Here is a 15,059-nt window from a genome sequence, read left to right as displayed (position 1 = left end):
TTCAAGCGCCTCGACTATAGGGGTTTTGGCAGGAGTTCCAAAGGCGAGAGCGTCGTTTCCCGTGGATAGCGCGGGGAATCGGACCCGTTCACGGCCGTTTTTTGGCACCATCAACAATATCCTGCAGATTTCTTAGCATGTCCGGCGGCAGGTTGCGAATCACCCGGGCCAGATCATTCGCGAAGGCCGTATATTCGGGTGGCATGCCAGAGGTATCGACCACCACACGAGGGTGAGAAACGGCCGCAACCGAGAAGAGTTCTTCGGCCTCGTCCCAGATGATATTGAAGTAGCCGGCCACTCTTTGCAGGAAGTCGAAATTGGGCACGCCGCGTTTGCCATGCTCCAGGGCCGAGAGATAAGCCGGAGAGACGCCGATTGCGGCGGCCATCTCCTTTTGCGAGACCCCCTTGCGCTTGCGCAGATCACGGACGGCATGACCAAACGGCGTCATCGCCTGCCCTGCCCCTGACGCGAGAGGCGCACATACATGGCACCATCGCCCCCATGCTGGCGTGCGGCCGGTTCGTATGACGAAATCAGGAAGCGAAACTCGGGCAGCGAGAACCAAAGCGGCACCGCGCGCTTCAAGGCGCCTTCGCTGCCGAGTGAACTTCCCTTGCCGGTGATCACCAAGACATGGCGCAGGCCACGTTCATGCGCTCGGATCAGGAAGTCGAGCAGCATGCCATGGGCTTCACTCTGGATCAGTCCGTGCAGGTCGATGCGCGCTTCCAGCGCCAGATGGCCGCGAGACAGCTTTCGCTTTACAGGACGTTCAAGAGGTTGATGGAGACGGACGGCCGTATTCCTGTTGATGGCTGAAGCCTGCAGGTCTTCATTCTGGCCGACCGGGGCGCGCGAGAGCGGGGCCGGCTCTTCATCGGCTATCGGCTCGAACTCCTGCTCGAACGCCACCAGATCCTCTAGACGGCCCGGCATGGGACGCGTGGAGCGGGCTACCTTAGCCCACAGAATTCGATCTTCCGGATTCAGCTTCGTCCCGCCCGACACTCAGACAAACCTCTCCGCCGCCTGCTTCGGAACGAGTATATAGAAATCCGCAGCATTGCGCACCGCGCCCGCCATGTCGCCGGCTTCCGGTCCGGATCCTGTAAAAATGTCGCCACGGGCCGGACCGACAATCGCAGAGCCGGTATCGAGCGCCAACATCAGCCTTGCAAAATCACGGCCGGCGTCCAGCCGGGTCAGTCCGCGCGCATGGACGAAGAATGGGAAGCCGAAGGTATGAATGCTGCGATCGACGGCGAGAGATCGACCGGCGATCAAGGGTACCTTCGCCGCAGCTACAGGCCCGCGTGCCAGATCCGGAACGTCCACCTCGCGAAAGAAAATGTAGGAACGGTTATGCCAAAGGATTTCGTCAACGCGGTCCGGATGCGCAGCCAGCCAAGCGCGGATGGACTGCATTGAAATATCCTGCTCCCGGATTTCGCCGAGATCGATCAGGTGTCGGCCGATCCCGGAGAAAGGATGGCCGGCCTTGGCTGCATAGGTTATCCGAGCGATGTGTCCGTCGGGATATCGCAGTCGCGCCGCGCCTTGGACATGGGTGAAGAAAACATCGACTTTCGACCTGGCCCAGGCAATTTCCAGCCCGCGATTTTCGAGATAGCCGCAATCGATTTCTCTACGGTCGGGATATGGCCTCACTCCAACTGCATCTTCGAGAGCAAAGGCATAACTCGCGTCCATTCCGGACGGTCTGTTGGCATCGGAGACATCGACGAGATCGTGGGGACGGGCATAGAACGGGTATCTATAGACCGCATCCGGCTGATCACTCACATCCACCTCCGGTTCATAGAATGCGGTAACGAGTCCCGAGCCCTGTTGCGGAACGATTTGCAAGACCTGGCAATTTGCCTCGAAAAACCTGCGCGCTTCTTCCGTATTTTTCGGAACCGCTCCGACGGCAGCTTCCAACAGAGGCAGCAAATCGCTTGTCGAGAGACCCAGCGAGCCACTGCGATACGGCTTTGCCTTTCGCAAGTGTTCTAGGCAATCCGCCATTGCGGGCCAAAGGACCAATGGATCGTCCTTCTCCCAGCCCGGAAGTTCAGTGAAGCCGACCGGCTTCAGTCGGTATCCGACGGACGCCGCGCTCATTGTTCCGCTTCGGTCGCAATCAACTTCCAGTTCGGATCGCGCGAGCGAACGTCGCGGGCAAACGTCCAGACATCATTGACATCGGCCACCGCCTCAGCATCGCCATCAACCAATGCTCCGCTCTTGTCATAGGTCGCCGTGATCAACTGACTGAGGATACGGACGGTGATCTGCTCCTCATTGTCCTTTGCTAAGGCATGGGTGATGTCAGCCTTCTCGATTCCGACGAATGTCGACTTCATGGTCTCGCCGCGACTTTCGCGATCGGCGATGGCGCTTTCGAAACCTTCAAAGACTTCTCGCGACAGAAGTCCCTTCAAGGTCTTCCGGTCGTCCTCGGCATAGGCCAGAACGATCATCTCATAGGCAATCTTGGCACCGTTCAGGAATTCCTTCGGCGTGAACGTCGCGTCGTGGCGCAGCAGTTCGCGGAGCTGATCATTCAGCGGTGTCCCAACTGGCGCGTAAGCATCGATCGCAGCAAAGCGGTCTTCGGCATTCGCTTCATCACGGCGCTGCAATGTCACGACCTTGCCATCGTCGGCGCCCGGCGCCTTGGCCGCTTCCCGCTGAGCCAGGGTTTCAAAAGGCGACTTTTCGTTGCCCGTGCGGCGACCGAGGACGCTGCGAAGCTGAAAAAAGATCAGCACCGCGGCGACCAGGAAGAACAAAGTGACAAAATCGCTAGATCCCATGAATACCGCCAGGCTTGATTGAATTCGCTTTTTCTATCTCCCATATAGACTTGCGCGCCCCATCATTCAAATGGCGTGACGCATTCTTTGCAGCGAGTATGCGCCGGCTCTTGCGGAATATCGATCACGAAGGCGTTTGGAGATCGCGATGCGCCTTCCATTGGTGCTTTTCATCCTTGCACCACTTCTGGAAATCGCCAGCCTGATTTTGGTCGGCCAGGCAATCGGGGTTTTATGGACCCTGGCCCTTGTCGTGTTTTCTGCGGCGCTGGGCCTGTTCCTGCTGAAACAGCAGGGTGCTGGAATTCTTCAGCGGCTACAGGAGGAAACCAGACGCGGGGTTGACCCAGGTCGCGAGCTCGTCCACGCAGCCTTGCTTGTGGTCGCCGCCTTCCTGCTGATCGTGCCGGGCTTCGTCGGCGACGTTATCGGTTTGCTCTTGTTCGTTCCACAGCTGCGGGATCTCTTCTGGCAGATCTTAAAACCTCGGATCATCGTGCGGAGTCATTTCACCCAAAACGAGGATCACGGGCGCAATGGCGGCTTCGAAGCGGAGACGGTCGTGGACCTCGACAAGGACGAATTCACCCGCGAGCCTCGCAAAGATTCACCCTGGAATGGGCCGCGAATCGGCCGCGACTGAGACGCCTGTGGCCTGCTGCGAGGGTTGTAAGGTCAGGGTTCAAATGTTAGATGGCCATAGCAATTCAATTCAAGGACATGGCCTATGGCTGACAACACTCAGGGAACAGCTTCTCCGTCCCTCAACATTCTTGCCCAGTACATCAAGGACTTTTCGTTCGAGAATCCTGGTGCGCCGCGCTCACTTCAGGCGCGTGACAAGGCTCCGGCCATCAATATCAATGTCAACGTCAACGCCAATCCACTGTCCGATACCGATTTCGATGTCGTGCTGTCGCTGAATGCGGAAGCAAAGGATGGCGACAAGGTCGTGTTCGTGACCGAACTGATCTATGGCGGTGTCTTCCGCATTTCCGGTTTTCCGCAGGAACACATGCTGCCGGTGCTGTTCATTGAATGCCCGCGCCTGCTGTTCCCGTTCGCCCGTCAGATCATCGCAGACGCCACCCGCAATGGCGGCTTCCCACCTCTGATGATCGACCCGATCGATTTCACGCAGATGTTCGCGCAGCGTGTTGCGGAAGAGCAGTCCCGCGCTCAGGCGCAATCTGTACCGAACTGATTATCGCGAACACCGCTGATCAAACAAAGGGCCCTTCACGGGGCTCTTTTCAATTGGCGTATTTCGACCAGATCGCTTTCGATCCAAGCCCTGATACAAGCTTGGCATGTCCCTCCATTTCCTCGGAGGAAAGACGCGGGGCGAGCGCACGCGCCCGGTCATAGGAAATTTCGATGACCTCGGTTACCTCGACGACCTGGCTGCGCCGCGTGTCCACCGACGTCAAGCCAAGTGCAGCCTGACGGCCTCCCAGCATCTCGATATAGACTTCGGCCAACAGTTCGGAGTCGAGCAAGGCACCATGTTTTGTCCGGTGCGAATTGTCGATGCCATAACGGCGACATAGGGCGTCGAGGGAGTTCGGGCCCATCGGGTGCTTGCGTCGTGCGAGCGACAAGGTGTCGGTGACCAGGTCTGGTGCGACAGGCGGCAGGCCGAGCCGATCAAACTCGGCATTGATGAAACCCATATCGAAGGTGGCATTGTGTGCCACCCATTTGGCTCCGTCGAAAAACTCCTGCAGTTCTGGCACAATTTCCGCAAAGCTCGGCTTATCCTTCAGGAAAGCGTCGGTGATGCCATGGACGGCCAGCGCATCAGGATGGACCTTGCGGTCACCGGGATTGATATAGACATGGAAGGTTCTGCCGGTCGGAAAGTGGTTGAGCAGCTCGACCCCACCGATTTCGATGACGCGGTCGAACTTGTTTTCCAACCCTGTCGTTTCCGTATCAAATACGATCTCACGCATTGTCCGTCTTCCCTGATCGAGAACTGCGAGCTCGCAGTGTCTCAAGAATAGTCTTCACCTGTCTCCTGGCATCGTCGATACCTAATCCAGTGTCCACGACAAAATCTGCATGCGCGCGTTTTTCGGCGTCCGGCAACTGACGCGACAGGATCAGATCCAGTTTCTCCTGCGTCATTCCCGGTCGTGAAAGAACGCGCTGACGTTGGATGTCTTCGGCGCAACTGGCGACGACGATCACGTCCACCCTCTGCTGACCACCCGTTTCGAAAAGAAGCGGAATGTCGAGAAGGACAATCGGCTGGCTGGCGTGCTTCTGCTCGTCAAGAAAAACGCGTTCGCGCTCATGCACCAGCGGATGGACAATCGCCTCCAGCTTTTTGAAGTTAGCCGGATTCTTCGCCAGATTCTCCGAAAGTTTCCGTCTATCGACTTCGCCGCCGATCACAGATCCTGGAAACGCCAATTCAATCGCCTGGGCGACGGCCTTATCCCGATAGAGGTCGTGCACCACCTGATCCGCATCATGCACTGGGATGCCTTCTTCGGAAAACAGTCCTGCAGTCGTGGTCTTGCCCATTCCGATCGAACCCGTCAGCCCGATCACAATCATGACTTGGCCCCGATGTCGGCAAGAATGAGTTGACGCAGGGCGTCGGTAACGTTTGGCCGTCTGCCGAACCATTTTTCGAAACCGGGCACCGCCTGATGCAGCAACATCCCGAGCCCATCCACCGTTGCCAACCCGGCTTCTTCTGCCTTTGCAAGAAATGGCGTTTTAAGTGGCACGTAGACAATGTCGGTCACTAGGGCACCAGCTCGCATGGTTTCAAAGGGAAGATCGGGTGCCTCGCTGCCGTCCATTCCAAGTGAAGTGGTATTCACGAAGAGGTCAGCATACTTCATCAGTTCCGCTAGTGCCTGTATGGGATGCGCGCTCAACGGCCCACCAAACCGATCGACAAGTTCCTGCGCGCGTTCCGCGGTGCGGTTGACCACCCGGATTTCCCGGATCCCCCTATCCCGCAGAGATTGCAGGATTGCCCGACTTGCACCGCCGGCACCCAGGACGATGGCAACTTCTGCTTTATCCCAACCCGGGCGAGCCGCATCGAGATTGCTTGCAAAGCCAATACCGTCCGTATTGGTCGCGTGAAGTGCACCATCAGCCAGCCATAGCGTGTTTGCCGCACCCAGTTCCTCCGCCAGCGGATCGACGCGATCTGCCAACCGGCAGGCAGCTTCCTTGTGGGGGATTGTAATATTGCCCCCTACATAGCCGGATTCCTGGAGCTTGATTCTCTGTATAAAGTCGGGGAATTCGTCCGGATTGACAGCGAGTTTTTCGTAGGATCCGTTGAGACCGAACTGATCAAGCCAGAAGCCATGGATCAGGGGAGACCTCGAATGTTTGATCGGGTAGCCGGCCACAAATGCCCGAGGCGGAATTGTTTCACGTGAATCACGCATGGTTAATTCCCAGTTTACGCAGCTCTTCCAGGAGCGGCAAAAGCGGCAGGCCGAGGATTGTGAAATAGTCGCCGTCGATCGTCTCAAACAGCTGGATGCCCTCGCCTTCCAACTGGTAGCAGCCAACACTTCCGAACAGTTTCTCACCGTTTCGATCGAGATAAGACTCCAGAAACGCGTCGCTGAATTCGCGCATGCGCATAATAGCGACCGATACATGACTCCACATGACCTCGCCGTGTCGGACAAGGCAGACTGCGCTGTTCAAGTGATGCGCCTTGCCGCGCAGGGTTTGCAAGGTTGATTTGGCACCCGCCCTGTCGGTTGCCTTGTGAAAGAGGGTTGATCCAAGAGACATCGTCTGATCACAGCCAATGACGATTGACAGCGGATGCCTCAGAGAGATGGCACGTGCCTTGGCAATTGCGAGGTGCATCGCAATCGATGTTGGCGTGCGATCTGCCTCGGGAATGTCCTGCTCAAGTTGCCTTTCATCGACGCTGGCCGCTTCGGCATCATAGCTCAGGCCGGCATTGTTGAGCAGTTGTCGACGCGCGCTGCTTGCTGAAGCCAGTATCAAGGAAGTCGCCATTCTCGCTCAGGCTCCGTTCGTATAATTGTAAGGCGCTTAACGCAGCTTGGGACGCAGGGCAACGATGGCTGCCGCGGTCTCTTCGATTGACCGCCGTGTCACATCAATGACCGGCCAGTTGTTGCGCGCGCACAATGCTCGCGCGTATTTGAGCTCTTCGGTAATTGACGCCCGATCGACGTAATCGCTTCGATCGTATCCCGGGGTATTTCCCAGCACACGATTTTCGCGCACCTGAGAAATCCGGTCTGTCGTCGCAATCAATCCGACGACAAGCGGTCGAGTCGCGGCGAGGAGACTCTCCGGCAGAGGCACACCTGGCACGACTGGAAGGTTCGCAGTCTTGATACCGCGATTGGCAAGATAGATCGACGTCGGCGTCTTGGACGTCCGACTGATCCCGATGATTACAACATCAGCCTGGTCATAATCTTCCTGCGCCTGACCATCGTCATGGTCCATGGTGAAGTTCAGCGCTTCGATCCGGGCGAAGTAGTCGGCATTCAGCACATGCTGTGCACCAACGCGGCCACGAGACGGTGCGCCAAGATATGATTGGAACGTCTCGATGATCGGGGCCAAGACGTTGACGCAAGGAAGACCGAGTTCGTGGCATCCTGTCTCGACGAGTGCTGCGAGCTGGTGATCGACGATGGTATAGAGAACAATCCCGGGTTCCCGGTCGATCGCTTCGATCAGGGCTTTGACCTGTTTTCGGCTGCGGATCAACGGATAGACATGTTCGATAGCATTTGAGCCGCGGAACTGCGCGGCAGCGGCACGGCCAGCCGATATGAGAGTTTCTCCCGTGGAGTCAGAAATGAGGTGGAGATGGAAGAAGTTTTTCCGGTTCTCCACGATGTTCTCCTCGGCCTGTTGATAGTTCGGGATAAACACTGGTAGCGGTCCCACCCCGCCGTGGACAAGCGGAAAACCGTCGATTTATCCACAATGCGAAATCGCCCGGTGTCTTTCTAACGCGATCTGTGGATAGCGGTGAAAGCGCGCAGTTGCAAAATCGATTGCACACTTTGCGCACCACAAGGACGGGCCTTAGGAATTTCCGAAGCCTCTGACTTTGTTCACGGAATCCCGCTTATCCCCATAGTTCACACTTTGGCTGGTCGCTCGGAGGTTCCAAAGGAGCAACTCGCTTGGAAGACGGAATTCCTGTGCAGCGGGTTTAATCCTTGATAGTCACCGACTCTTAGAAATAGAAGAAGATTCAATATCTCTTTTCTTTATTGAAGGGGCATGTGCCTTGAGCAGTCAGAACCGCAAAGTCCTCGAAGTGCTCGACGGGAAAACGGTCACACCACCGCCAATCTGGCTTATGAGGCAGGCAGGCCGGTATTTGCCGGAGTATCGGGAAACGCGGCTGCAGGCCGGAAGTTTCCTCGATCTGTGTTATAACCCCGAACTGGCGGCAGAGGTGACGCTTCAGCCGATCCGACGGTATGGATTTGATGCAGCGATCCTCTTCTCCGATATCCTCGTGATCCCGGATGCCTTGAAGCGCAATGTGCGTTTCACGGAAGGTCATGGACCGCAGATGGATCCGATTGATGAGGACGGCATTGCCCAACTGAAGCCGGATCATGTCGCAGATCACCTGGAACCTGTGATTGAGACTGTGCGTCGCTTGCGTCGCGATCTACCCAACGAGACGACGCTGCTCGGTTTCTGTGGAGCGCCCTGGACCGTTGCGACCTATATGATCGCAGGCCACGGCACACCGGATCAGGCCCCTGCCCGGCTGTTTGCCTATCGTCATCCCGAGGCGTTTGGACGGCTGCTCGACTTCCTGGCCGATGTCTCTGCGGACTATCTGGTTGCCCAGATTGATGCCGGTGCCGATGCCGTGCAGATCTTCGATTCCTGGGCAGGCGTTCTCGGGGAGGCTGAATTTCAGAAATATGCTGTGGTGCCTGTGCGTCGAATGATCCAATCCGTGAAGGCGCGGCGGCCGGCGGCCAAGATCATCGCATTCGCCAAGGGTGCCGGGATTCTTCTCAAAGACTATCGGCAGGCGACGGGTGCCGATGCAATTGGCCTTGATTGGTCGGTCCCATTGCGTTTTGCCGTTGAACTCCAGAAGGATGGCCCCGTGCAGGGCAATCTCGATCCGATGCGGGTGGTTGCTGGTGGCGTTGCTCTGCGGGAGGGGATAGACGCCGTGCTTCAGGCGCTAGGCCACGGTCCGCTGATATTCAATCTCGGCCATGGCATCACTCCGCAAGCCGATCCGGCTCATGTTACCGATCTCGTCAACCAGGTCAGAAGCTTTGGCTGAGAGTCGGGAAAAGCAAACGGATGAAAGACCCGGGCGCGCGGCTGCGAAACGTGCCGCCGGCGCGTTGGGCTTCTTTGCTTTGATTGGGCTCGGGGTCATGATTGCTGGTCCGGATGTTGCCTATCCCTGGATCAAGGCACTCCATGTCATCGCGATCATCTCCTGGATGGCGGGCATGCTCTACCTGCCGCGGCTTTTTATTTATCACAGCGATTGTAAGCCGGATTCAGATCAGGCGCGAACTTTTGCCGTGATGGAACGACGACTTGTCACCGTGATCATGAACCCCGCGATGATCGTATCCTGGGTTTTGGGCTTGTATCTGGCCTGGTCCGTTTTCGAATTCCAGGGCGGATGGCTGCATGCCAAGCTGGCGGCAGCTGTTGCCCTGTCTGCGGTGCATGGCTATTTCGCCAAATCTGCCCGTTCGTTTGGCGAGGGACGATACGTCAAGACGCCGCGCTTCTGGCGGATGATGAACGAAGCGCCGACATTGCTGATGATCGTCATCGTGATCTTTGCCATCGTGAAACCCTTCTGAGCGATTGAGAGCCGCCGCATTATTTTCAAGACCGTGGGCTTTTCGCTTGCGGTCAAATGCGTGAATCGCTATTTTCGCGCCACTTCTCCTTTTGGCTTGCGTAACATTCAGTCATTTGCGGCCCTCGCATTCGTACCGAATTCCAATCAGCTCGCCGCTCCCCTTAAAATTCCAGAATGACGTGGTCCCTCTTCATGGCTGAAATGAAGCTACAAGAACTCAAGAGCAAATCTCCGACTGATCTCCTGACCTTTGCCGAATCGCTCGAAGTCGAAAACGCGAGCACGATGCGCAAGCAGGAGCTGATGTTTGCGATCCTGAAGATGCTGGCGAGCCAGGATGTCGAGATCATCGGCGAAGGGGTTGTCGAAGTTCTGCAGGACGGCTTCGGGTTCTTGCGTTCGGCCAATGCCAACTATCTGCCGGGGCCGGACGATATCTACATCTCCCCCTCACAGATTCGGCGTTTCTCGCTGAAGACCGGTGATACGGTTGAGGGCCCGATCCGTGGACCAAAGGAAGGCGAACGCTATTTCGCCCTGCTCAAGGTCAACACGATCAATTTCGAGGATCCTGAAAAGATCCGCCACAAGGTCCACTTCGACAATCTGACGCCGCTTTATCCGAACGAGCGCTTCAAGATGGAGCTGGACGTTCCGACGTCCAAGGACCTTTCCGCGCGGGTCATTGATTTGGTCGCGCCGCTCGGCAAGGGCCAGCGTGGCCTTATTGTCGCGCCGCCGCGCACGGGTAAGACGGTTCTTTTGCAGAACATTGCCCATTCCATCACGGCGAACCATCCGGAATGTTATCTGATCGTTCTTCTCATCGATGAGCGGCCGGAAGAAGTAACGGACATGCAGCGCTCGGTGAAGGGCGAAGTTGTCTCGTCTACCTTCGATGAACCGGCCGTACGTCACGTGCAGGTCGCCGAAATGGTCATCGAAAAGGCCAAGCGTCTGGTTGAGCATGGCCGCGACGTTGTGATCCTGCTCGATTCGATCACGCGTCTGGGCCGCGCTTACAACACGGTTGTCCCCTCTTCCGGTAAGGTTCTGACCGGCGGTGTTGATGCGAATGCTCTGCAGCGTCCCAAGCGTTTCTTCGGTGCTGCACGTAACATCGAAGAAGGTGGCTCGCTGACAATCATTGCGACGGCACTGATCGACACTGGCAGCCGCATGGACGAAGTCATCTTTGAAGAGTTCAAGGGAACCGGCAACTCGGAAATCGTGCTCGACCGGAAGGTGGCGGATAAGCGTATCTTCCCGTCCATGGACATCCTGAAATCTGGAACCCGCAAGGAAGACCTGCTGGTGCCGCGCCAGGATCTCCAGAAGATTTTCGTGTTGCGCCGTATCCTGGCGCCGATGGGCACTACCGATGCCATCGAATTCCTGATCGACAAGCTGAAGCAGACGAAGAACAACGGCGATTTCTTCGACTCGATGAACACGTGATTGACTATGCGGCTCGTTCTTTACGAGCCGCATATGTTGATCTGCGAGGACCGGTCTATTGGCGGCTTTGTCGGATACGATATTTGCGCTGTCGTCGGGCGGGCTGCCCTCCGGGGTTGCCGTCATCAGGATCAGTGGGTCTCAAGCGATCGAGATCCTATCCTGTTTGTCAGATGGTGAGCTTCCTCCCCCGCGTGTTGCGGGGCTTCGGAACCTTCGCCTCGCGGACGGCAGTTTTCTTGATCAGGCTCTGGTCCTGGTCTTTCCAGGTCCCAATTCGTTCACTGGAGAGGATTGTGTTGAGATCCATCTTCATGGAAGTCGAGCCGTTGTTTCTACCACATTAGACTTATTAGCCGGATTCAACGGACTTCGAATGGCGGAAGCCGGCGAGTTTTCTCGCCGGGCATTTCAGAATGGCAAACTGGACCTGGTCGAAGTTGAGGGGCTATCAGATCTCCTCGCTGCCGATACTGAGATGCAAAGGCGCCTGGCGATCGAGCAATCCAGTGGCAAATTTTCTTCGGTCTACGAAGGGTGGCGGGAAAAGCTGATCTTCGCGCGTGCCATGATCGAGGCCGAGCTGGATTTCAGCGATGAGGGCGACATTCCGGGATCGATTTCGGACCGCATTTGGTCCGACGTTTCCCAGCTCCTCCATGAGATGGAGGGTGTGCTTCAAAGCCACAAATCAGGCGAAATCATCCGGGATGGCTTCTCGGTGGCTCTCGCTGGTCGTCCGAACGCCGGAAAGTCCAGCCTGTTGAATGCGCTGGTGCAACGGGATGTCGCAATCGTCACCGAAGTTGCAGGAACGACCAGGGATGTCATCCACGCTGAACTGGATCTGGACGGATACAAAGTTCACCTCTTCGACACTGCCGGTTTGCGTGATACCAATGAGGTGGTCGAAAGAGAAGGAATTAAGCGCGCCAAGAAATTGATCAGCGAAGCTGATCTTGTCTTACACCTTATTGACCTAAACGATCAAACCGAAGCGGATCCTATCAATAACCAATGCGTCTGGCGCGTTGGTACCAAGGTTGATGATGCCTTTTCTTCTCCTACAGCGTCTGCATCTGAGTTCAAGCTGTTGGTTTCGGCAACTGAGGGAACTGGTTTGGACGCTTTACGCGAGGAACTGGCCTTGGAGGTAAAGCGACGGACTGCGGTTTGTAGCCTTGCGGTTCCCAGCCGTTTACGACAGGCACAGAATATTGTATCAGCAGCGGCTTATCTCCGTTCGGCAATTGACGGAGTCCAAAAACCACTGGAATTGCGTGCCGAAGATCTTCGACTGGCGTCAGATGAGCTCACTCGACTGACCGGCCGAATCGATACCGAAACGCTTTTGGGAAAAATCTTCTCAGAATTCTGTGTGGGTAAGTGATTCACGTGAAACAAAGCCAAAGGACCTGCCATGGCGCCGCTGGATTTTGACGTAATCGTTGTGGGGGGTGGTCATGCGGGAACTGAAGCCGCAGCCGCTTCGGCACGTATGGGCGCAAAAACAGTACTCGTGACCCATAAGCTGGATACGATCGGCATGATGTCTTGCAACCCCGCCATTGGTGGCCTCGGCAAGGGCCACCTGGTGCGTGAGATCGATGCCCTTGATGGTGTCATGGGACGAGCTGCAGATCTCGGCGGTATTCAGTTTCGCATGCTGAACCGAAAGAAGGGGCCGGCTGTTTGGGGGCCGCGTACGCAAGCCGATCGCAAGCTGTATAAGCAGGCAGTGCAAGGCCTCCTGAGTGCCCAAAAAAATCTGACTATTCTTGAAGGGAGCGTCGAGCAGTTTGTTCGAGTCGGAACTGAAATAAAAGGTGTTGTCCTTGCTTCCGGTGACATTCTGCATTCAAGAGCCGTTGTCCTTACTACGGGAACTTTCTTACGTGGCCTTATTCATATTGGCGACAAAAAATATCCGGCAGGGCGTGTGGGGGATGCGCCGAGCCTTGGGCTCAGCGCGGATCTGCAAGCACTGGGTCTTTCGCTGGGCCGCTTGAAGACTGGAACCCCGGCGCGCCTGGATGGTAATAGCATTGCATGGAACGGCCTGGAAATGCAGGAGGCGGATGAGGTGCCCGTCCCCTTCTCCTTCATGACCGATCGCATCGTTGCTCCTCAGATCGGTTGCGGCATGACCCGGACAACGGCTGAGACGCACCGCATTATTCGCGAGAACATCCACCGTTCCGCGATGTATTCAGGGCAAATCGAAGGTGTGGGTCCGCGATATTGCCCTTCGATCGAAGATAAAATCCATCGTTTCGGTGATCGAGACGGGCATCAGATATTCCTTGAGCCGGAGGGGTTGGATGACAGCACGGTATATCCGAATGGCATTTCGACCTCATTGCCTGAGGATGTGCAAGACGCGCTTATCCACTCTATCCCAGGGTTGGAGGCCGCCCGCATTCTCCAGTATGGCTACGCGATTGAGTATGATTTTGTAGATCCCACTCAACTCGACCTCTCGCTCGCCGTCAGACGTGCTGACGGACTCTTTCTCGCCGGCCAGATCAACGGGACAACGGGGTATGAGGAAGCTGGGGCTCAGGGATTGGTCGCAGGCATCAATGCCGCGCGCTATGCATCCAATCGCGAGACGATCCATTTCAGCCGCACGGATTCCTATATCGGTGTCATGATCGATGACCTGACCGCGCGTGGGGTTACGGAGCCGTATCGCATGTTTACATCGCGCGCCGAGTACAGGCTTTCACTTCGCGCCGACAATGCAGATATGCGATTGACTCCAAAAGGTATTGAGCTTGGTTGCGTCGGAGCTGATCGCCGAGATCGCTTCTCAACTTATGCGCAGAAAATTGAAGACTTATCGGCGCGATTGGCCGCGTTGACTGTGTCTCCGAGCGAAATGGCTGGCCACGGCGTTCCAGTCAATCAGGACGGCCGACGCCGCACTGCAGCGGAAATTCTCTCCTATCCAGAGCGCTGTTGGGATGATGTTTGCCGAATTTGGCCTCAACTCAAGGACGTTGAGCCGAAAATAGCGGATGCAGTTCGCATTGATGCGGTCTATGCCGTCTATCTTGGACGGCAGGCGGCAGACATTGCCAGTGCTCAGTCGGAGGAGGCACGGGAGATTCCGGGTGATTTTGACTACGCGAGTCTCTCAGGTCTTTCGAATGAATTGAAACTGAAGCTTAGCCGACAGCGGCCACTAAACGTGGCGCAGGCCGCAAGGATTGAGGGGATGACCCCGGCTGCGGTCGCGCTGTTAATCACCCTGTTGCGCAGAACAAATGAACGGCTGGCATCTTGAATAAGTCAAGCTTAGATGGATTGAATGTTTCACGTGAAACGCGGGAGAGGCTCGACAAATTCGCAGCTCTCTTTGTAAAATGGGCAGGCAAAATCAATCTTGTTGCCCCTTCGACCACGGAAGCTCTGTGGAGTCGACACATTCAAGACTCGTTGCAACTCCGTAACATAATCAAATCCCCTTGCCGCTGGATCGATCTGGGAAGCGGCGGAGGTTTTCCTGGAGTCGTCACCGCAATCACGCTTGCAGAAGTGCATGAAGGGTGGGTTGACCTGGTTGAGAGCAACAACAAGAAGTGCGGCTTCTTGCGTATGGCATTGATCGAGACATCCGGCCGCGGCACAGTTCACCCTATTCGTATTGAAGAAGCACACAAGAAGCTTGGCGCTCCCGACGTCATTTCTGCTCGGGCGCTTGCTGAACTCGACCAATTGCTGGAGTTCAGTCATCCATGGGCCGTGCAAAATTCGGCTCTGAAGATGCTCTTCCATAAAGGACGGGATTATCAGGTCGAGATTGAGAAAGCGCGTGGTCGTTGGGCTTTCGATCTGGTAATACACCAGAGCGACGTCGAGGCAGATTCCGTCATTCTGGAGATTACCTCGCTGGAACGCAGGGCCTAACAATTCGGGTGCCA

The 15,059-nt window shown here is 56.3% G+C and carries 17 protein-coding genes; 8 read left to right on the top strand and 9 right to left on the bottom strand.

Annotated elements, in window-relative coordinates; translation table 11 throughout:
* Positions 1-88: 88 nt before the first annotated feature.
* The 4 genes from DMY87_RS11345 to DMY87_RS11330 are packed head-to-tail and all read right to left on the bottom strand — an operon-like array spanning position 89 to position 2,825.
* Positions 89-454, bottom strand: coding sequence for a helix-turn-helix domain-containing protein (locus DMY87_RS11345; RefSeq protein ID WP_110791395.1), 366 nt, complete (start codon positions 452-454; stop codon positions 89-91).
* Positions 451-1,014: a Smr/MutS family protein gene (locus DMY87_RS11340; RefSeq protein WP_110791394.1), complete on the bottom strand. Its 564-nt coding sequence runs from the start codon at positions 1,012-1,014 to the stop codon at positions 451-453. Before DMY87_RS11340 ends, DMY87_RS11345 begins: the two co-directional genes overlap by 4 nt.
* Complete coding sequence (mltA, locus tag DMY87_RS11335) at positions 1,015-2,130, bottom strand: murein transglycosylase A (protein ID WP_110791393.1); 1,116 nt, start codon at positions 2,128-2,130, stop codon at positions 1,015-1,017.
* The gene (locus tag DMY87_RS11330; RefSeq protein ID WP_110791392.1) at positions 2,127-2,825 is read right to left on the bottom strand and encodes a Tim44/TimA family putative adaptor protein; all 699 of its coding nucleotides are present in this window, start codon (positions 2,823-2,825) and stop codon (positions 2,127-2,129) included. The genes mltA and DMY87_RS11330 overlap by 4 nt, the downstream gene beginning before the upstream one ends.
* A gap of 148 nt (positions 2,826-2,973) precedes the next feature.
* Here DMY87_RS11330 and DMY87_RS11325 point away from each other — a divergent pair, with 148 nt between their 5' ends.
* The gene (locus DMY87_RS11325; protein ID WP_110791391.1) at positions 2,974-3,468 is read left to right on the top strand and encodes an FxsA family protein; all 495 of its coding nucleotides are present in this window, start codon (positions 2,974-2,976) and stop codon (positions 3,466-3,468) included.
* An 84-nt stretch (positions 3,469-3,552) separates the two neighbouring features.
* Entirely contained in the window at positions 3,553-4,029 is a 477-nt protein-coding gene (secB, locus tag DMY87_RS11320; RefSeq protein WP_110791390.1) for a protein-export chaperone SecB, read from the top strand.
* A 49-nt stretch (positions 4,030-4,078) separates the two neighbouring features.
* On the opposite strand, the gene dnaQ is transcribed toward secB, so the two are convergent.
* The 5 genes from dnaQ to DMY87_RS11295 are packed head-to-tail and all read right to left on the bottom strand — an operon-like array spanning position 4,079 to position 7,697.
* A complete protein-coding gene (gene dnaQ / locus DMY87_RS11315) occupies positions 4,079-4,780 on the bottom strand; it encodes a DNA polymerase III subunit epsilon (protein WP_110791389.1) in 702 nt (233 codons plus the stop codon).
* Entirely contained in the window at positions 4,773-5,390 is a 618-nt protein-coding gene (coaE, locus tag DMY87_RS11310) for a dephospho-CoA kinase (RefSeq protein ID WP_110791388.1), read from the bottom strand. Before coaE ends, dnaQ begins: the two co-directional genes overlap by 8 nt.
* Positions 5,387-6,247 (bottom strand): shikimate dehydrogenase, encoded by an 861-nt coding sequence (locus tag DMY87_RS11305; protein WP_110791387.1) that lies wholly within the window; start codon positions 6,245-6,247, stop codon positions 5,387-5,389. The genes coaE and DMY87_RS11305 overlap by 4 nt, the downstream gene beginning before the upstream one ends.
* On the bottom strand, positions 6,240-6,839 hold the full coding sequence (locus DMY87_RS11300; protein WP_110791386.1) for a Maf family protein: 600 nt from the start codon (positions 6,837-6,839) through the stop codon (positions 6,240-6,242). The genes DMY87_RS11305 and DMY87_RS11300 overlap by 8 nt, the downstream gene beginning before the upstream one ends.
* Positions 6,840-6,875: 36 nt before the next feature.
* On the bottom strand, positions 6,876-7,697 hold the full coding sequence (locus tag DMY87_RS11295; protein ID WP_110791478.1) for a pyruvate, water dikinase regulatory protein: 822 nt from the start codon (positions 7,695-7,697) through the stop codon (positions 6,876-6,878).
* 403 nt (positions 7,698-8,100) lie between these two features.
* On the opposite strand from DMY87_RS11295, the gene hemE reads away from it, so the two are divergent.
* The 6 genes from hemE (at position 8,101) to rsmG (ending at position 15,045) form a co-directional block, all read left to right on the top strand.
* Positions 8,101-9,132, top strand: coding sequence for a uroporphyrinogen decarboxylase (hemE, locus tag DMY87_RS11290; RefSeq protein ID WP_110791385.1), 1,032 nt, complete (start codon positions 8,101-8,103; stop codon positions 9,130-9,132).
* Positions 9,092-9,673 carry a protoporphyrinogen oxidase HemJ gene (hemJ, locus tag DMY87_RS11285; RefSeq protein ID WP_110791384.1) on the top strand — a complete coding sequence of 194 codons (582 nt, stop codon included), beginning with the start codon at positions 9,092-9,094 and terminating at the stop codon, positions 9,671-9,673. Before hemE ends, hemJ begins: the two co-directional genes overlap by 41 nt.
* A 194-nt stretch (positions 9,674-9,867) precedes the next feature.
* Positions 9,868-11,133 (top strand): transcription termination factor Rho, encoded by a 1,266-nt coding sequence (rho, locus tag DMY87_RS11280; protein ID WP_110791477.1) that lies wholly within the window; start codon positions 9,868-9,870, stop codon positions 11,131-11,133.
* A 58-nt stretch (positions 11,134-11,191) separates the two neighbouring features.
* Positions 11,192-12,523: a tRNA uridine-5-carboxymethylaminomethyl(34) synthesis GTPase MnmE gene (mnmE, locus tag DMY87_RS11275; RefSeq protein ID WP_110791383.1), complete on the top strand. Its 1,332-nt coding sequence runs from the start codon at positions 11,192-11,194 to the stop codon at positions 12,521-12,523.
* 30 nt (positions 12,524-12,553) lie between these two features.
* Positions 12,554-14,422, top strand: a complete 1,869-nt coding sequence (gene mnmG, locus DMY87_RS11270; RefSeq protein ID WP_110791382.1) for a tRNA uridine-5-carboxymethylaminomethyl(34) synthesis enzyme MnmG — start codon at positions 12,554-12,556, stop codon at positions 14,420-14,422.
* Entirely contained in the window at positions 14,419-15,045 is a 627-nt protein-coding gene (gene rsmG, locus DMY87_RS11265; protein ID WP_110791381.1) for a 16S rRNA (guanine(527)-N(7))-methyltransferase RsmG, read from the top strand. The genes mnmG and rsmG overlap by 4 nt, the downstream gene beginning before the upstream one ends.
* The last annotated feature ends 14 nt before the right edge of the window (positions 15,046-15,059 follow it).

This window comes from Peteryoungia wuzhouensis, assembly GCF_003205195.1.
GTDB lineage: Bacteria > Pseudomonadota > Alphaproteobacteria > Rhizobiales > Rhizobiaceae > Allorhizobium > Allorhizobium wuzhouense.
Note: the sequence above shows the minus strand (reverse complement) of the source record. Positions and strands in the feature narration are given on the sequence as shown.